Origin of the sequence: Metabacillus malikii (genome assembly GCF_030813355.1) — a bacterium.
In the GTDB taxonomy this organism is placed as follows: Bacteria; Bacillota; Bacilli; order Bacillales; family Bacillaceae; genus Metabacillus; species Metabacillus malikii.
In genome coordinates this window covers 96354-114542 of record NZ_JAUSUD010000015.1, presented here as the reverse complement: position 1 = coordinate 114542, position 18189 = coordinate 96354, and the positions used below count along the sequence as shown (strand labels likewise).

Sequence of the window (18189 nt, the reverse complement as noted above, 5' to 3'; positions counted from 1 at the left end):
CGACTATATTATACCAAATTACGGGGGTTTTTCTGTTTTTATTTTATATTTTTGTTCATTTCCCATTATTTAGGTGGTGTTTTTCAGTGGTCTCGGACGGTTCTCATGCTTCCACCTACTCCCAAATATTTCATCGCTCTTTCACCGTCACAAGCTATTTCTTCTTCCTGTTTTTGTCATGTATACCCTTACATAATAGTCATACCATGTTGGTGTCTATTAATCAATGAGAAATAGAGATTGTTAACCTGAGTCTTAATTGAGAGTTATGTAATCTATTTATAAGAACAGTTACTTTTGCTAATATATGTAATAGTTAGCACATGGCGTTTTAAATAAACAATAGGTGTGCATCGTCGATTGATAATGAGACCGTCATTTGTACGTAGAATTCACCAGATACAGAATTGAGATGATGTTAATCTATGAAAGCATTTTTGATAGGAGGAATTCATGTGAAACAAATCTACGAACATATTAAAAAAAACACAATCTCACCCTTATTGAAGGAGCTTGGTTTCAAAAAGAAAGGTAACAATTATTATAAAGAAACGAATGAGCTTGCATATACATTAAATGTTCAAGGTTCTAAATGGAATGATACTGAAAGAGTGGATTTTCGAATAAACTTAGGTATTTTTTCAAAAGCAATTTATACACCGAGTTATTTGCAATTTTCTGGTTATCCTGTAGGAAAATACCCTCAAGTAGTTGATAGTGTCTTGCAAACATCCATCTCCTCTATAAAGGACGGGATCGACAAGTGGTATGTCATCGAAAGTCATACAAATGTAGAGAAATTAGAAGAAATGTTACTAGAGGATATCGAGCAAGTTGTTATGCCATATTTCCATCGTTTCCAAACTGTTCATGACGTAATCGATGAACTTGAAAAACATAATGATAGCTCACTCTATCATTTAGCTTTGTTGTATCATTCCCTTCAAAATGTGAATAAAGTGAGAGATATATTATTAACTGAGATATCTGAAACACAGAATAAAGAAGAAATTGAAGATATGCGGGCGTTTGGAAAGTTTCTATCTATTAACCTATAGTTGACATTCCTCCTAGAGTATAAAAAACACATGAAAGGTTTAAACCTCCACGTGTTAATGTTGATTTACATTGTACGCTTTTATATGAGAAATAATCACCTTTGCAGCTAGCTTGGCACCACCTGCACGATGAAAGCTTTCGGAAAGTTTTTTTGCATTTTCTTCATATGATTTATCTAGTAAGATTTCATCCACTGCATGCTTCAAATGCTTCGGCTTCGTACTTGTAAGTCTAATCCCAGCACCAAGTTCAGCCGCCCGAGCTGCAACAGCACCTTGTTCACTATGCAATGGGTATAATACCATTGGAACTCCATAGTAGAGACTTTCATTTACACTATTCATTCCACAATGTGTAATAAAAACGTCCGCTTGTTGTAATATAGCAAGTTGATCCACAAATGGTTCAATCGTGAAATTGCCAGGAATCTCCCCGAGAGTGCTTATGTCTGTTTTTTCACCAACAGCCATAATTACGTTGTATTCACTATTTTCAAAAGCAGAAATACAGTTGTGGTAAAATTGCTTATTTTGATTAAGAACGGTTCCCAGAGATACATAGACTAGCTTTTTACTTTTCTCCATTACAGGTTCCTGTTTGTGTTGCTTAATAGATGGACCGACAAAGGCATATTTTGATGAAAATGTCTCAGCCATTGGTTGAAACTCTTTTGATGTGTAGACGATCGTATTTGTGTCGTTGTCATTTTGGATAATCGATACAAAATTGTCTACATCATATCCATAATCTTTCAATAACTTTATTTTTTTATTTATCCGCGCCATACCAAAAATCATTCGGATTACTTCAGTAACCCCTTTTTTCATTAGCTTTGCTGTATGTTGATTAAAAGCAAAGGTTGTCGTAGAACAAATATATGGAATCGCTAATTTCTTCGCAAATAGTTTCCCCCAAAAGCAAACGGAATCTGATACGATGCAATCAGGTTGTATGTCCTTAAGTTGAGAACAAACCATTTCATCTAATGCAATCGTCGTGTCTACAACCATTTCAATTAATGCTGCAAAATCCTTGCCAGCCTTGCGATTTAGTTCCTTCTGTGAAATAGGCGGTAGGTAATTGTCACAAGAAATAAATGTTGCACCAGTTCCCTCGATTTTTGCTTGAAATTCATTGAATGAATAATACCATACATCATGTCCACACTTTACGAGTTCTGCTACAACTGGAATGGTTGGATTTGTGTGACCATGTGCCGGAATTGAGAAGAAGACAATTTTACTCATTCTAATTCCCCATCTGCTGCAGTCTCAGCTCGGCGAATCATATCAGCAAATTCTAAAAAGCCTTCACTTTTTAATACTGCAATTCCTTTTGTGGCATCTTCTCCAAGGACAATTAGTTTATCTCCTGCCTGAATTTGATACAGATCACGCGCCTGTTTTGGAATTACTATTTGACCTCGTTCTCCTACCTTAACGACACCGAAAAATTGCTTACCCTTAGGTCCTAGTTGCTCAACTTCTTCTTCATTCATATCTTCAGCAAGTTGCTCCAACGAAACTTGAAATAGTGCAGCAAGGTTTTTACATTTATGAATGTCAGGCAATGCCTCACCATTTTCCCACTTCGCAACAGTCTGCCGTGAAACATCCACCTTTTCCGCCAGCATCTCTTGGCTCCATTTATTCTTCTTTCGCAAAATACGTATATTCATACCAATCATATTTCTCAGCTCCTTATTTATAACTATATATAAAGAGCTGTCTGAGGTCTATCAACCATTTAAAACAATTCATGTTAAAAATTGTGGCATTATGGACGGGGGAAAGCAAGGGAGAAAGCAGGGGGACGGAAGCCACTGAAAAAGTCTTGTTTATAGAAAAATAGTGATTATCTTACAAAGTTGACGTTCAGTTTGATTTCCGCTGCAGTACTCGCTTTCCGCGGGGTGGGTGCTGAGCCTCCTCAGCGTAAACGCCTGCGGGGTCTCACCTCTCCCACGCATCCCGCAGGAGTCTCGCACTTCCGCTCCAATCAAACTATACATAGGATAGCCTCCTTTATCTGTAGAACAAATTAATTGATAAGAGTTACTCATTTTAAATTAGTATACTTTTTCAGTGGTCTCGGACGGTTCTTCTGCTTCCTTTCATAAGGAAGCGAAAGAACCGTCCCCATGCTTCATTCGTCGGCTTTTGTTTTATGGATCGTTGCAAATGGGTGCTGTGGTGGTGCATAGATTGAGTAGAGTTTGAGTGGTTGATTTCCTGTGTTTGTTAAGTTATGCCATGTTCCTGCTGGGATTACGACAGCATAATCATCTTTCACATGTTGCCTAAAGTTTAGTTGTTCTTTGCTTTTACCCATTTGAACAATTCCTTGACCTTGCTCAATCCGTAAAAATTGGTCCAAATGAGGGTGAATTTCTAACCCGATATCTTCCCCTACATTAATACTCATTAATGTGATTTGAAAATGCTTGCCCGTCCATAATGCCGTTCGAAAATTGTTGTTTTGTTTCGTTGCTTGCTCAATATTCACTACAAAGGGATTAGGGCCATAGTCTTTAAGGTGACTCGGTTGGTAGTGGTGGTCACGAGTGTTATATTGTCTTTGTGTATCAGCCATAGCATAAGGATTTACAGGATAATAATTTACAGGTTGATAATATGGATACCAATAATTTTGAAACATACTTTTCTCCTTTCACAGCCAATTATTCCCTATAGCCTATGTGAAAATGTGAAGTTGGTTCTTTGTAGTTTATAAGGGGCGGTTTTGCTTTTCTTTAGAAAAGTGAGAGTAGAGGAGCTGTATCAATGAAGACGAAATGGTGGTGCTTAGCACAATGTAATTCTGAATCATCACATCCATGAAGAGTATTTTCTTGTAATCACTCAAGCTTAAACTGATTCAACCCACCTATGAAGAAGATTTTCTTAAAATCACTCAAGTAAAATCAGCTTCATCTCAAATTAAATCGATTTCATCATTTGTACACACTTCAATTTTCAATACAAAACCGTGCCCCTAGATAAGGCACGGTCGGTCTCATATCCAAATTAATCATTCAAAAATTGTATTAATGCTTCATTAAATTCCTTAGCATGTGTTGCATTAAATCCGTGTGGTCCACCTTCAATTACGACAAGCTTGCTACTAGAGATGCGTTCGTGTGCTTTTTGTCCACTAACCTCTAACGGTACGATTGCATCAGCATCACCATGTAGGATAAGTGTCGGCACATCAAATTTTGTTAAATCTTCACGGAAATCTGTATAACTGAATGCTCCGATACAATCATGTGTACCTTTTGGAGATGCAAAAGCGGCAATATTGCGAATGTACAAACGGAACTCTTCACTCACTAAGTCCGTTCTTTCTCCTGCAGCAAAAAATAAATTAGTGAAGCCATCTAAAAATGCAATTCGATCCCCTTTAACCCCATCTTGGAACTCACTTATTGTCGCATCAACAAGTCCGCCGTCTGGGTTGTCGTCGGATTTATACAAGTATGGTGGTACCGCGCCTGCAAGGACTGCTTTAGAAATTCGTTCCGTTCCATAAGTACCAATGTAACGTGCAACTTCTCCACCACCCATCGAAAAGCCGACAAGGGTCACATCGTTAAGATCCAAATGGAGAAGTAGCTTATGTAAATCAGCAGCAAAGGTATCATAGTCATACCCACTCCAAGGCTGTGAAGACTGACCAAACCCACGACGATCATACGTAATCACCCGGTATCCATTCTCAACCAATGCTGGCACTTGCTTTTCCCATGAGCGTCCACTAAGTGGCCATCCATGAATTAACACAACTGGTTTTCCTGAACCAACATCCTCAAAATGAAGCTCAATTGCCTGTCCATTTTCATTTCCAACGCTAACTTTCGCCATCTTAAATCCCTCCATTTTTTACTAGCTTATATAACTAGTAATTGTTGGTAATTCGTCGTAATCATATCATTTCCTTTTTCATTAATAAATGAGTCTTTTTACATTTTTCACAAAAAGAATTATGAAGGATGAAGACAAGCTAAGCTTATGTTTACTTAAAAGTACTATGTTTTTCCCTTTATCAAGTCTGACAAATTTATCATAACTACCGGACCATCCATTCTCACTTCTTAAAGAATCTTTTCATCTGCTTCGAATGGTTCACAACTTCCTACTCAAAGATTTGAGAATAAGATTGCACTCTTCCTTCTTTCCCACATAATCAAAGCTTGATACAATATTATAATAGCTCTTATACATGTTATTGATATTTTATAAAGAGTACTTAATATACGATTCATTATTAGAAATAAAAAGGAAGCAAGAGAACTGTCCCCCTGCTTCCTAGATGAGGGAAATAGATATGATGACTTATTCGATTCAGCAAGTGGCTAAGATGACTGGACTTTCTAAGCAGGTGATTCGTAAGTGGGAAGACCGCTACGGGATTATTTCTCCAGAGCGTTTGGAGAATGGCTACCGTATTTATCGTGAAGATGAGGTTACTCTTTTAAAAGAGATTATTGCCTTAACTAATGCTGGCCATTCTGTAAAGCAAGCGGCCATATTAGTCAAACAAAAGGGAGCAAAAACACGGGCAAAAGAGAAGAATCCATTACTTGAATCATTAATAAAGGCAGGTCAAACCGCAAATGAAATGGCGATTCAACAGATACTCGATAAAGCGCAATATCAATACGGCTTAGCAGTTCTCATTGATGAATTGATAGAACCATTCTTGAGTCAAATCCATCGCTTAAGTTATGAAAAAATATGGGATGATTATCAGGTCACAATAAGTTATCAAATAGTGAGAGACTTTTTAGCGACTATAAGAAGAAGATACCCTATAGATAACTATGCTCCATTCATTATCGGTAGCTGCTTGCCAAATGAACACAATGAAATACCTGTACAATTATTTCTCCTTCGAGCTATGTTACTAGGCTATCAAACTAAAATGTTAGGCGCTTCTCCATCTCGATATGCAATTGAAACAGCAGCACAGCTTAATCATCCTAAACTTATGTTTATATATGGTAGAGTCTTAGAAAATAATCTTGCTCAATTAAAGAAGCTTGATACACTTGCTCAAACATTACCTCAAACTACTTTTTATTTATTTGTAGAAGGTAGTAACCTAGCCCCCTTGAACTTGAACAGTTTAAAGCCGGTACAGTCAACCAAAGATATATTCGCTTCCTTACCACAAAATAAATCTTAAGGAACAATAGTAAAACCCAAGAAATGCTGTAAATTCAACATTCTTGGGTTCTAATTTTGAGAAAATATTAGTTCGACGAATCACTTACTAAGATAGAGACTGGTCCAATTAACCCTGAGGCAAGCCTTGCATTGTCCATTCGGTTTGCCATACTATTTGTAACCTCTATTCGGAGTGTATTTTCTCCTTCTACGAAATGTGTTGAGTTTATTTCGATTTCATATGGTGCCCACATTTGAACTCCAACTTCAATATCATTTAAATAGACATGTGCGATTTCATAAACCTCACCTAATGATAATGTGACCAGTGAAGTTATTGGCTGACATTCTATCTGGAATGTTTTTTCATACGTTACAGTGCCAGAAAAGTTATCCATTCCATCCCATGCTACCCATGATTGTAGCTTGCGCTTTTCGTAATGGTTTCCGAGATAAGTTACGAGCCAATCTTCATCATTTAGAATTATTTCGTAACTAGCTTTCATTTGTTGCTTAGCTTGCATCACTGGCCTTGAGATTTCACTCGTGTCAACACTGTATATAATCGCAGACCTTCTCTCAAGGTTCACAGGAACGAGAAATTGCTCTCGATTAGAGCTAATCTCAACCTTGGAAATTTCCCCTTTCCATGCATCCCACTTCTCAACCTTGTAAGCATCTGAAATGAGAAAACCACCATTATATCGTTCCTCGCCTTCATTAACGAATAGATAAAAGAGGGTGTCGTTCTTCATCAACTTACTCACTCTAATCGCTTTACTACGAGGCTTTAAAATCGCTCCACTTCTTTTGTTAGCCGGAATTGCTTCAATGAGTGCTTCAGGGCTTGGAATTAAAGTTGCTCCTTTTAATACCCCAACCTCTTTCTCAGAAAGGGTAACGATTATACCACCATTTTCTTGAAATAATAATAGTTTATCTAGTACCTCTTTATTCACGTTAACATTCTCTTCCAATATAATGACACTATATTGATAATCTTGAATATGAATTCTACCATTTTTAACACAACATTCCGCTTGTATTAGTTCAGTTTCTAAATAATTAAATTCAATTTGATTTTCATAGAGCACTTTTGCGGTTATCCATGGTAGATGGTCTGCTTCACATATTATCGCAATTTCTGTCTGATTGACGCTATCTGTCATTAGCCAGCTTAATCTTTTCATATATTGGGTGAATTGTTTGTAAAATGGCCACCATAGATTGTTTGATCCTACATCGGGTGGTCGCTCATGGCTTCTAATCTTTCCTGAGACCGAATAATAGAAGGCGTGTGGGACAAATACATTTACACCTCTAACTGCGAGCCAGTCAATGTACCATTTCATGTCACCTGGACTTAATGCCCACGGACTTTCCTTTCCACAAACACCTAAAAACTCATTCATATTTCGTCGTCTCCCTCGGTGTCTAGCTGCATCTGCAGAACATTTACCAGCTGTCGAGTGTTCACCTTCTAACGACTTACCTTCTTCTGGTCCAACCCAACGCCATACGACATCCTGACCTGGAATATGGAAATGCTCTAGCAGTCCGATATCATCGCTTGCTGCAGGGTGTCCGGTTAAGGCTATTCCATGTTCTATACACCAATCAGAAATTTGCTTGTAATACGTTTCTGTCAGCCGCTTCCTAACGGCTTCCCGATGATTTTGCCGGATTTGAGCCGTTTGCTCCCCAGCCTCAAGCCATAACGCCGGTAAATCAGTTTCGAGATTACCAGATTGAATGAACTCGTTTAGGAAATCAGCTGTCCAATGCTTCAAACCATCTAAAGAACCTCTTCCTAGTATGTCAGGCTCATCAGTAAACATCGCAATAATCGTATCACCAAAATAATCTTTTAATCTTTGAAAATACGCTTCGTGCGTTAACCGAATAAAGGTTTTAACAGCTTCAGGATTTAACAAATCAGCAGATGGAGGTGCGTTACGCTCGCCATCATCTTCACCAATATGAATGCCCCGAATCGTTCCTTGCGAAAAAGTCTCAACAAAGACTAACACTAGCCATTGTTCCTCATCTGGACATGTAAACTGAATATAGATCTCATCACTGGAAAGTATTTGACTACTAGTTAAATCAATAGTCGATTTCATCGTTTGTTTTACTGCTTGCACAGAGACAATATGTTCACCATCAGCTAAATCAACAGAAATAGTTAGGTCCTTTTCGACATGATAAGTGAGCATTTTTAAGCCTTTACTTGCGTAAGCTTTATTTTCCTTCACAACAAGTCCTTTTGCAGAACCCGACGGATACATGGCCTCATCATACAAAATAACAGACATGTTCAGTTTCTCCGCTTCTATAACAGCTGTTTCAACAAAATCCATAAATTGGTCTGACAAATAGACGATTTCCTCAGGTATTCCAATTCTCGGATGAATCACAAACCCATTTACACCTTTATTATAGAAGTCGTGAATTTGTCGTCTTATCTCTTCATGTGTCAGCGCTGCGTTCCAAAACCAAAACGGGATTGGTGTAAATTCATTGCGTGGATTTAAGAATTCCTGTTTAAGTGTTTGTTTCATTGTCATGCCCCTTTTTAAAGGTTACCATTAAAATTTTACTAATTGGTCTACCTTTACTGGCATGCCTGTGTTTAGAGACATATTTCCTGCGATACCAGTCAGAATTGACATTGCCCCGTCAACATGTGTGGCAGCCCGGTTAAAGCCATCCTCTATCGGGGTACCGAAAATATCTTGTAATAAAAGGGGATCTCCGCCACCATGTCCACCGTGACCTTCTTCGACCTCTACTTCATATTGCTCACCAAACATCGGCATCACAATAATTGATTTTTCTTCTAGCTTCCCTTCGTCCTCTTTCTTCCCACCAGAATTGATATATGATTGTTCACGAACACGAACCTCGATTCGTCCTTTGCTTCCGTTAAAGGAAACTAAATAACCTTCCCAAGGGAGATAAGCGTTCAAAGAATAATTTAAAATTGCTTTATTTTGATAGTGAACCATAACACCTAACGTATCCTCGATACTAATTCCATCACCAAAAACACTTTGATCACGCTGATAGCCATCCTCTTTTTCTGCTTCTAAATACATTTGTCTTAGATGATCATTCTCTTCCAACTGGATCGCAAATGGATCATTTTTCGCGGCTTCACTTCCATGTGCGCGTTGATAAAAGGTTGTAACCCCTCTTGCCTCAGCATTTTCTCTTCCATAAAAACGTAATCCGCCAAGTGCATAGACCGTTTCCGGAGTTGTTCCTAACCAAAAATTAACTAAGTCAAAATGATGTGTCGATTTATGGACTAAAAGACCGCCACTATTACGCTTATCGCGGTGCCAACGACGGAAATAATCGGCACCATGCTGTGTATTCAATGCCCATTCAAAGTTGACAGAGTACACATCACCAATGACGTCGTTCATGATTAACTCTCGTATTTTCGTATTATGCGGGGCATAGCGATAATTGAAGGTTACACGTACTTCACGTCCCGTTTCATTCACTGTATCGATTATTTCCTGACATCTCTCAGCATCAATCGTCATCGGTTTCTCTGTAATGACGTCACACCCTAGCTCCAATGCCTTAATAATATAAGTGTGATGTGTTCGATCAATTGTCGTCACAATCACAGTATCAGGCTTTTCCTTTTCAATCATCTGTTCGAAATCTTCAGCAAGGTACGTAGCAATTTGTGGATGTTCATACTTCTCCTCTAACAAACGATTCGCATAGTCCATTCTCGTTTGATTAATATCACAAAATGCTACTAGGTCACTCGTATCTTTAAAATCACGAACAACTGCACCATAAAAAAACTCAGCTCTTCCACCAGTACCAACTTGTACATAACGTTTAACCATTACAATCTCTCCCCTTTGTATGCGCTTTAATTTTTATTCATTGCTAACATCCATGCAAAGTTTTACCACTATTATTCATACTTTAATAAGTTTAAGATAAGTACTATATAAACAGCTCCCCCTTTTAATCATCAAACAACTAATTCTGCGTTTACCTTTGAACTTACGAAGAGATGCTTGGTATTCTATTTGTTTATTCTATACTTATCTTTATTTTCCTGCTTAAAAAAACATGGAAGCATGGGGACGGTTCGAGACCACTGAAAAAGTATACTATGTTAAGATAAGTACCTTGCCTTATAAACTTTTTGTAGAGATATAGAAGCTCATACCATGTATAGTTTGATTGGAGCGGAAGTGCGAGACTCCTGCGGGATGCGTGGGAGAGGTGAGACCCCACAGGCGTTAGCGCCGAGGAGGCTCACCACCCACCCCGCGGAAAGCGAGTACTGTAGCGGAAATCAAACTGAACGTCAACCTTGTATGATAAATACTATTTTTCCATAAACAAAACTTTTTCAGTGGCTTCGGAGGTTCTTCTGCTTCCTTTTGAGATTATCTCACTCAATAAAATGTATGACCTAACCTGATTTACATTGCGCACTACCATAGCTTAAGTCACAGAACCAAACACCTATGTCTTTTTACCTATTTAAGCTATATTTATAGAACAATATATCATATAATTTTAAAAGAACACCCAAGTGGAAGGTTTGATTATTTTGCTACACTTAAAGGAACAGCTAGATGTACATGACATATTTTTTGAAGCAATCTTATTAATTGCTGTGAGCATCATTATGATTTATTTTTGGAAGTTATACTTTGCAAATCGAAAAGTTATGCAATGGTCTTTAGCCTTTATTGGTATAAATTTATATGCTGTAGGTTCTTTCTTCGATTTATTTAGTGAATTCGTTGATGTCTCTGACGCTATTGACAACATGATTAGTAAGGGGTTTAAAGCAGTCGGAATTTCACTATTTTCTTACGGAATGGTAAAAATAATTACTTATTTAATCCATCTTAACCGAACAGATGCTCAAACCCAGTTGTTCAGTAAACAATTTTTTCTCGCAACTATTGAGAAGGAGTCTAAAATTGCAACAAGACAAAATCAAGTTTTCTCGCTAATTTTCTTAGATGTTAATGGTTTTAAGCAGATAAACGATACTTTAGGACATAAAATTGGTGATGCTGTACTGCAAGAAGTTGCCGTTAAGATTAAGAAGGAAATTAGACAAACAGATATTGCTGCCCGATATGGTGGAGATGAGTTCGTTATTCTACTACCTCAAACAGATGCTACGCAATCGAAACACATATTAAATAGTATTCAAATATCTGTCTCGAAATTAGACATCCCCAACAATCTCTCAATATCAATAAGTGGTGGGTTTTCTACATTTCCAACTGATACAACATCTATTACAAACCTTCTCCACCTTGCAGATGAAAGAATGTACAAAAACAAAGCAGAATTAAAGAAATTACAGTGAACACTCAAATATAATTAAACAATAACCTTTTTAATTAAATCGTTAATCATTTATACTAATAGAAGAAGTTTAATAGGTTGCTCGATTCATCTAAAATCTAGCAATCTAAATAGATAAGAATAAGGAGCATTACAGATGACGAATAAAATTAGATTAGGAATCGTTGGTTACGGTAACCTTGGAAAAGGCGCAGTTAAGGCGATTAAACAATCACCAGATATGGAATTAGTGGCAATTTTCACACGAAGAGAGCCTGAAACACTTTCAATTAGTGAACAAGGTGTAAAAGTTGTACATATTTCAAATGCGAGCGATTATAAAAATGACATTGATGTTGTTTTACTATGTGGAGGTTCTGCTACAGATTTACCTGAGCAAACACCATATTTCGCAAGCATGTTCAATACAGTTGACAGCTTTGATACACATGCAAAAATCCCTGCGTTTTATCAAGCTGTTAATGAAGTTTCAGAAAAATACAATACAACAGCTGTTATTTCAGTCGGCTGGGATCCAGGTTTATTCTCAATCAACCGTGTAATGGCTGATGCGGTTTTACCAAATGGAGAAAACTATACATTCTGGGGGAAAGGCCTAAGCCAAGGACACTCAGATGCCGTCAGACGAGTAAATGGTGTAAAAAATGGGGTTCAATATACAATTCCTTCTGAGGCTGCGATTGAAAAAGTACGCAGTGGCTCACAGCCCGAATTAACAACAGCTGAAAAGCACCGTCGCGTTTGCTATGTAGTTGCAGAAGAAGGTGCAGATAAGTCTGCAATTGAACATGAAATCAAAACAATGCCAAACTATTTTGCTGACTATGATACCGAAGTGAATTTCATTACAATGGAAGAACTTGAACGTGACCATACAAAAGCGCCACATGGCGGATTTGTTATCCGTGGTGGTGAAACAGGCGATAATAATAAGCAAATTTATGAATTCTCACTAAAATTAGATAGTAACCCTGAATTCACAGCTAGTGTTCTCGTTGCATACGCAAGAGCTGCACATCGCCTCAATCAAGAAAAGCAATATGGTGCAAAAACAGTCTATGACATTGCGTTAGGATACCTTTCACACCGTTCTGCTGAGGAATTACGGAGAGATTTTCTATAATTCATCTAAAGACTGCCACTTTTCGGACAGTCTTTTTTTCTTGGCCTACAGAAAACGCAGGGACTAGCTTTGATGATTGTTCCAAATTGTCATGAACAAGCGAATGTTCATCTCAAACTAAAAACCTCCTTTCAACTTTGAAAAAATTAAAAGGAGGTTTATTTATTTAGATGACTCTTTATCAAGATACATCCGCTTATCCGCAACACTATATAATTGGTCCATTGTCTTACCATCAGTAGGTTAGCAGCTCACACCTACACTTGCAGACAATTGAATTTTTTGTTGATGTGGCAGCACGAATGGTGTTTCCAGTTTTTTCTGAAAGTTTGAGAGAATTGATTCTACTTCTTCTCCTGACACCAACATGACAAACTCATCGCCACCCAACCTTGCTGCATGGTGTGAATTACCTGCTACCTCTTGTAAAATCATTGCAATCTTCTGAATGGCATGGTCTCCTGCCTGATGACCGTAAGTATCATTAATTTGCTTTAATTTATTTAAATCAAGCAACAGTAAATAAAACGTTTCCTCTTCCATTAACAGTTCATTAATTCGCTTTTCAAATGCAGCCCTGTTAGACAAGCCTGTTAATAAATCATGATATGCTAAATAACGGACCCTTTCTTCTTTCGTTTTTGCCTCTGTAATATCTTTTATCATAACGAACTGAAGCGTTTTACCTTCGACAATGATATAGTCAGAATCGATTAATAACGTTTTTCTTTCTTTGTTCTTATTGATAAACGATAGTTCGAAATTTTCTACTTTTGTTTTCTCTGTAAAAATTTTATTAAATTCCATATAAAAGGCTTGTTTATCTATACCTCCTAGGAACGAGACAATTGACTCATTAATCAATTCCTGCTTATTCACCCCTAAATACATGGCAATTTGAGGACTAGCTTCTAAGACAATACCCTCCTCATCCATAATAAGAATCCCTAGAGGAGAACGTTCAAATAAAATATGATAGCGTGTCTCATATGAGGATAAATAATCATAACGTGACATACTGCGAAAAATCGCGAATGCCCAAAAGAAGGTGCCATGTGGAATAAGAAAGTAAAAGAAATACATAACTGTATTTTGTAATAATATTGCAGCTGTCAATGTAATGATTGTCCATAAAAAGTAAAACAAAATTCCTTTAAACCATAATTTAGCTGCCTGATTCTTCTTCTTTACTTCAATAGTCATTATGAAAAATATAATAGCTATATAAGAAAAATCTACGAGCCACAATAAATATAAACCTGGACCAGGAATATAAGACATTTCTGCAGTTCCTTCTTTTAACATCCAAGAGTCAATTGGTAATGTTAAAAGCATTGCAATGCCAGGTATAAACAGCAACGTAAGATATTTCCCATTTTTCTTACTATATAAGTTTGCATTCATAAACCAAAGATGCAATGATAATATGCCTGATATGGTGATACTTCCATTTACCCAATAAAGTGAGATTTCATTAAAAAATTTCGGATATATTAAAACTGAAATAAACACACCGAAAAACCACATAGATGTGAATACAAATAACAAACTACATGTTATATGTTTAGCACTAGTACGGTTACGGCTTAATACCATACCAGCCATATAAACAAAAATACAAGCTGGCACTAAGTACAACATGCAGTAAAATAATAATTTCAAACGATCACCTTCTAATTATGTGGTTCTATAATTTGCTTCAATCGATAACATTTGTCATATTATGTCGTTCAATACAGTTCTTTTATACTAATTAATTCCCAAAAAACACCGAACTATTTGTCCATTATACACTACATTCCTTGCATATTTAAAGGTGGTGTAAAAATGGGATTACATGTTATGTAAAGCTCCACTATCCAACACACTAAAAGTCATTCATAAATTCAATATAATAAATAAGCTTTAATGCATTTCTGGATTATTTATTGTTGCAGTCATACTTGTTAGGTCTTTTCTTGTCATTCAAAATACTACTACAGATATCAAACCACTTACCGATTGGGTATTTAAAACTGACAAGCTTCATTAAGTTAAGACGACTGACACTTATGAAAAGATTTGGAATAATCACTTTCTTTACACTTTCAACGGATATGATGAATACGGTAACGAACAAATAATTATTTAAAACGTTGACCGTAAACTACGTCCAGATGCTTACTTAAAGATATATGCTGAAGGAAGCTATGATGGCAGGTGGTCAGAGGTGTCTAAATCAGAAGTTGCAAATGATCTTTACAATCAATTAAATTAAGTCGAGGGTGACGATTTGTCACCCTCGATAAGACTTACTGTAAACAACATTTGTTTTCAATCTTAATAAATTTCTTTCACTCGACCAATCTGTCCATCCGTAAGTCTCACCTTTATACCATGAGGATGACTTTCAGATTTCGTTAGTACATCCTTCACAATGCCACGAGTAAGCTTTCCGGTTCTTTGGTCTTTTTTTTAAGACAATATCAACAGTAATACCTGGTACTACTGATTTTCTACTTTGACCGGTCATTAGACACCCATTTTTCTGCGTGTATTGCTTGTTTTCTTTGCTTGTTGACTTGTCATTTTTTTAGTTGAGTGGTCAGCGTTCTTTTTTCCTTTAACAGAATTGTTTTGATTCTGTTTCTTTTTGTTTTCGAGTTGCTGTTTTATCGCTTCTTGTAGGCTAATTTTCTTTTTCGGTGTTTCGGATGATTGATGTTCCGTCATATGATATAACTCCCTTTTATATAATTTTGATTAACTTTATGACAAAGTACGCAAATAGTCTCTTCTCACTCTCTCCTACCACAACAAGTTTTATACAATTCCCTACTGCCTAAAAAAACCTACGTTTTATGTCCTATCAAATTGCTTTTTTGTTTGATTGGATGCTTAAAGAGGTTAGTGGTCCTGTTATATTTCCACATGTGTGTATTTTTAGAAACTACTCACTCGTATTATTCACCATATAATCTTCATTGTCTATACTTGAACTGTTTCTATTTAATCACTCAATCTAGGCTAATAAACAATAAGAGAGCGTGAAACTATTCAAGTAGAATAATCGTATTACATAAAAATAGTATGCGGAGGGATATTTTATGAAATGTCAAAGCTGTGATGGAACTGCTTTCGTTCAAGCAACGGATTACATCAATTTACGTCCATTGAATAAAAAACTGGCAATCGGAACTGAAAAGGTATATACATTGTGCTTGGATTGCGGTGAAGTTGTATCAATAAAAGTAAAAGATCCTCAAAAATTAACTTAATTGAAGATATTGGTGACGGAGTTGAACAGAGTTATAAGTTCCTCTGTCATCTTGATTGATTCTCTCTAAAAATTGAAATACATTAAGTAGACTGCACATTCAATTGCGGTTTTAATAGTACTTTAAGAGAATGAAGATCCCCGATAAATTGATCCATCGAATCATACTGTCTTTCATTGTATTCACTCTGTATCCAATCCAGCATCATTTGTGGAACTTGCTTCCCTTTAATCAGCTCATAAAATTCATCATAGGCTTTCTTTAAATGCTCCCAACGGTAATCATTACCTTCATTAACATATTCCGATACATCGATAAGTTTTGCTCTGCCATTTTCAAGGAAAATATTCTTCAAGTGTATATCACGAGGGTTTAAATTTCGCTCTCTTGCATAGCTAATCGCTGCTTCAACATCGTCAATCACTTGAGCAGGAATAGGAGTCCCATCTAAGATACAGTCGTAAAGAGTTTTACCAGATTCATAGCTTAATACTAAATAGCTGTCAGTCGCAAGATAGCATATAGAAAAAAACGGCGACCCTTTTAGCTCTTCATACACTTTCGCTTCTAATGGAATTTTCCATTTTTTATCCTCAGCAAACAATTTATATGCATATTCCGGCTCGTTAACATATTGAAAAACAGCCGCATCCGTCCCAACACCAATGCATCTCAATTCCTCGGATCCCCCAAGGATTGTAACCGGTTTATTATTTGGATTTGAAATCACTTTAATATTAGATAATAGTTTTTCAACAATTACCGAATGCTTAAACATAACCTTCACCTTCAATTTTATATCATTAATCCTAAACTAACGATGAGCATAGTAAAGATTAAGGTATATTTATATAAGTCATCGTTTCCTTATCTTAATTATATATTTTATGCAAAGGCGAGTATAGTTTGAACTTTCCTTATCATATATTTATTAGATTAACGACATAATATTAGGCTGGATCCATTTAAAATTATTGCTTTCTACATTGTTGCCGCTTTAGATTGATTTTTCGCGGTTTATGTGTGTTAAAGCGTCTACAACAATGTCCAACCTTTATTAATCGTGTTAACATTCATTTCCACCTCTAACATCGCTAATGCTCCCGGACTTTTTATGAATGTAAATATATTTCTCTATACAATTATTACCTAGTATTTTAGTATGGATTAACCAATTGTCACCTTTACTCTTAGTCTGACTAACATACCAGCTATCATTACTGCCTTCTTGCACATACTTCAAAGCAATGTCATTCGCATTGGCTTCATCTATGCTACTGTTTCCACAGGCGAATAACAAAACTAATAAAATGCTGATAAGAAATAGTTTCTTCATCTTCATGAAACACCCCATTTCTTATCATACATTGTTAAATACGTAACTCTAAGTGTTTTTTTCATATTTTCCAATAAGCTGTTGAAAAAGTTCACTTTTGAATATGCAGAAAGAAAAAACACACCTGCTGAGATTTCTTAGTCTACAGACCGCTCAACTTAGACTTTAAAAATTAATGCTGGTCTAAGTGTTAGGCAGTAAAGTTGCCATCATAGCTCAACATAATCGCTGATTTTATCCCTTCCATATCTGAAATATTGTCTATAAAGCTCATATCTTTTTCTTTCACTCGAATTTCATAGGTGATTTCATAATCATTGCCAGGCATAACAGACTTCGATTTAATTGTATGTTTGCGAACATTTTCAGAAATGACATGTTCCAACGAATTTTCAATTGCTGCCTGATTATAGCGAATAACTAATAGATAAGGATTTTCTACCTTGATTTTATTCCCGAATATCATTAAAACTGCCCCTATTAAGATTGAGCCAACAATAACTAAAATAATAAAACCAGCCCCGCATAAGATACCTGAAACAATTGCCCAAAATAGATAAACAATATCAATTGGATCTTTAATCGGTGTTCGAAAACGGACAATTGATAAGGCTCCGACCATTCCTAAAGACAATAGGACGTTCGAGGAAATTCCGATAATAATTAACGCAGTTGCCATTGACATAATGATTAATGATAAATTAAAAGTATGAGAGTAAATCACACCTGTGAATGTTCTCTTATAGACAAAGTAAATGAAGAATCCTACTAAAAATGCAACAAGTAGCCCAATGAGAGAGTCGACGATTGAAAAGCTGCTCGTTTTTTCTAAAATACTCGATTTAAAAACATCATTAAAATTTAATGTATCCATTT

16 protein-coding genes and 1 pseudogene are annotated in these 18189 nt (G+C 36.4%); 5 read left to right on the top strand and 12 right to left on the bottom strand.

Annotation, left to right across the window (positions count from 1 at the left end):
- Positions 1-455 precede the first annotated feature (455 nt).
- Complete coding sequence (locus tag J2S19_RS14755) at positions 456-1058, top strand: DUF4304 domain-containing protein (protein WP_307343532.1); 603 nt, start codon at positions 456-458, stop codon at positions 1056-1058.
- 54 nt (positions 1059-1112) lie between these two features.
- Here J2S19_RS14755 and J2S19_RS14750 read toward each other — a convergent pair whose 3' ends face one another.
- The 4 genes from J2S19_RS14750 to J2S19_RS14735 form a co-directional block, all read right to left on the bottom strand.
- Entirely contained in the window at positions 1113-2306 is a 1194-nt protein-coding gene (locus J2S19_RS14750) for a macrolide family glycosyltransferase (protein ID WP_307343530.1), read from the bottom strand.
- Positions 2303-2746 carry a helix-turn-helix domain-containing protein gene (locus J2S19_RS14745; protein ID WP_307343528.1) on the bottom strand — a complete coding sequence of 148 codons (444 nt, stop codon included), beginning with the start codon at positions 2744-2746 and terminating at the stop codon, positions 2303-2305. Before J2S19_RS14745 ends, J2S19_RS14750 begins: the two co-directional genes overlap by 4 nt.
- Before the next feature lie 458 nt (positions 2747-3204).
- Positions 3205-3651 (bottom strand): cupin domain-containing protein, encoded by a 447-nt coding sequence (locus J2S19_RS14740; protein WP_307343541.1) that lies wholly within the window; start codon positions 3649-3651, stop codon positions 3205-3207.
- 434 nt (positions 3652-4085) lie between these two features.
- Positions 4086-4922, bottom strand: coding sequence for an alpha/beta fold hydrolase (locus tag J2S19_RS14735; RefSeq protein ID WP_307343523.1), 837 nt, complete (start codon positions 4920-4922; stop codon positions 4086-4088).
- Positions 4923-5385: 463 nt separating this feature from the next.
- On the opposite strand from J2S19_RS14735, the gene J2S19_RS14730 reads away from it, so the two are divergent.
- Positions 5386-6246, top strand: coding sequence for a MerR family transcriptional regulator (locus J2S19_RS14730; RefSeq protein WP_307343520.1), 861 nt, complete (start codon positions 5386-5388; stop codon positions 6244-6246).
- Positions 6247-6313: 67 nt separating this feature from the next.
- Here J2S19_RS14730 and J2S19_RS14725 read toward each other — a convergent pair whose 3' ends face one another.
- Positions 6314-8788 carry a glycosylhydrolase-like jelly roll fold domain-containing protein gene (locus J2S19_RS14725; protein WP_307343517.1) on the bottom strand — a complete coding sequence of 825 codons (2475 nt, stop codon included), beginning with the start codon at positions 8786-8788 and terminating at the stop codon, positions 6314-6316.
- A 27-nt stretch (positions 8789-8815) separates the two neighbouring features.
- Positions 8816-10099 (bottom strand): Gfo/Idh/MocA family oxidoreductase, encoded by a 1284-nt coding sequence (locus J2S19_RS14720; RefSeq protein ID WP_307343515.1) that lies wholly within the window; start codon positions 10097-10099, stop codon positions 8816-8818.
- A 722-nt stretch (positions 10100-10821) separates the two neighbouring features.
- Between J2S19_RS14720 and J2S19_RS14715 the strand changes: the two genes are divergently transcribed.
- Complete coding sequence (locus J2S19_RS14715; RefSeq protein ID WP_307343511.1) at positions 10822-11598, top strand: GGDEF domain-containing protein; 777 nt, start codon at positions 10822-10824, stop codon at positions 11596-11598.
- 135 nt (positions 11599-11733) lie between these two features.
- On the top strand, positions 11734-12720 hold the full coding sequence (locus tag J2S19_RS14710; protein WP_307343508.1) for a diaminopimelate dehydrogenase: 987 nt from the start codon (positions 11734-11736) through the stop codon (positions 12718-12720).
- Positions 12721-12963: 243 nt separating this feature from the next.
- Here the strand turns inward: J2S19_RS14710 and J2S19_RS14705 are convergent, their stop codons facing one another.
- The 3 genes and pseudogenes from J2S19_RS14705 to J2S19_RS14695 form a co-directional block, all read right to left on the bottom strand.
- Entirely contained in the window at positions 12964-14382 is a 1419-nt protein-coding gene (locus J2S19_RS14705; protein ID WP_307343505.1) for a sensor domain-containing diguanylate cyclase, read from the bottom strand.
- A gap of 657 nt (positions 14383-15039) precedes the next feature.
- Positions 15040-15232 (bottom strand): annotated as a pseudogene (locus tag J2S19_RS14700) (YwbE family protein).
- A complete protein-coding gene (locus J2S19_RS14695; RefSeq protein ID WP_307343502.1) occupies positions 15232-15432 on the bottom strand; it encodes a hypothetical protein in 201 nt (66 codons plus the stop codon). Before J2S19_RS14695 ends, J2S19_RS14700 begins: the two are co-directional and overlap by 1 nt.
- 374 nt (positions 15433-15806) lie before the next feature.
- On the opposite strand from J2S19_RS14695, the gene J2S19_RS14690 reads away from it, so the two are divergent.
- The gene (locus J2S19_RS14690) at positions 15807-15977 is read left to right on the top strand and encodes a hypothetical protein (protein ID WP_307343498.1); all 171 of its coding nucleotides are present in this window, start codon (positions 15807-15809) and stop codon (positions 15975-15977) included.
- 82 nt (positions 15978-16059) lie between these two features.
- On the opposite strand, the gene J2S19_RS14685 is transcribed toward J2S19_RS14690, so the two are convergent.
- From J2S19_RS14685 to J2S19_RS14675, 3 genes are all read right to left on the bottom strand, one after another.
- Positions 16060-16755 (bottom strand): serine/threonine protein kinase, encoded by a 696-nt coding sequence (locus J2S19_RS14685; protein ID WP_307343496.1) that lies wholly within the window; start codon positions 16753-16755, stop codon positions 16060-16062.
- A gap of 288 nt (positions 16756-17043) precedes the next feature.
- Entirely contained in the window at positions 17044-17319 is a 276-nt protein-coding gene (locus tag J2S19_RS14680) for a hypothetical protein (protein ID WP_307343493.1), read from the bottom strand.
- A 184-nt stretch (positions 17320-17503) separates the two neighbouring features.
- Entirely contained in the window at positions 17504-18187 is a 684-nt protein-coding gene (locus J2S19_RS14675) for a DUF4956 domain-containing protein (RefSeq protein ID WP_307343490.1), read from the bottom strand.
- Between the last annotated feature and the right edge of the window lie 2 nt (positions 18188-18189).

Excerpts from the sequence above, each read along its gene's own strand:
- J2S19_RS14750 (WP_307343530.1), bottom strand. The coding sequence starts at position 2,306 with ATGAGTAAAATTGTCTTCTTCTCAATTCCGGCACATGGTCACACAAAT.
- J2S19_RS14745 (WP_307343528.1), bottom strand. The coding sequence starts at position 2,746 with ATGATTGGTATGAATATACGTATTTTGCGAAAGAAGAATAAATGGAGC.
- J2S19_RS14740 (WP_307343541.1), bottom strand. The coding sequence starts at position 3,651 with ATGGCTGATACACAAAGACAATATAACACTCGTGACCACCACTACCAA.
- J2S19_RS14735 (WP_307343523.1), bottom strand. The coding sequence starts at position 4,922 with ATGGCGAAAGTTAGCGTTGGAAATGAAAATGGACAGGCAATTGAGCTT.
- J2S19_RS14730 (WP_307343520.1), top strand. The coding sequence starts at position 5,386 with ATGATGACTTATTCGATTCAGCAAGTGGCTAAGATGACTGGACTTTCT.
- J2S19_RS14725 (WP_307343517.1), bottom strand. The coding sequence starts at position 8,788 with ATGAAACAAACACTTAAACAGGAATTCTTAAATCCACGCAATGAATTT.
- J2S19_RS14720 (WP_307343515.1), bottom strand. The coding sequence starts at position 10,099 with ATGGTTAAACGTTATGTACAAGTTGGTACTGGTGGAAGAGCTGAGTTT.
- J2S19_RS14710 (WP_307343508.1), top strand. The coding sequence starts at position 11,734 with ATGACGAATAAAATTAGATTAGGAATCGTTGGTTACGGTAACCTTGGA.
- J2S19_RS14695 (WP_307343502.1), bottom strand. The coding sequence starts at position 15,432 with ATGACGGAACATCAATCATCCGAAACACCGAAAAAGAAAATTAGCCTA.
- J2S19_RS14690 (WP_307343498.1), top strand. The coding sequence starts at position 15,807 with ATGAAATGTCAAAGCTGTGATGGAACTGCTTTCGTTCAAGCAACGGAT.
- J2S19_RS14685 (WP_307343496.1), bottom strand. The coding sequence starts at position 16,755 with ATGTTTAAGCATTCGGTAATTGTTGAAAAACTATTATCTAATATTAAA.
- J2S19_RS14680 (WP_307343493.1), bottom strand. The coding sequence starts at position 17,319 with ATGAAGATGAAGAAACTATTTCTTATCAGCATTTTATTAGTTTTGTTA.
- J2S19_RS14675 (WP_307343490.1), bottom strand. The coding sequence starts at position 18,187 with ATGGATACATTAAATTTTAATGATGTTTTTAAATCGAGTATTTTAGAA.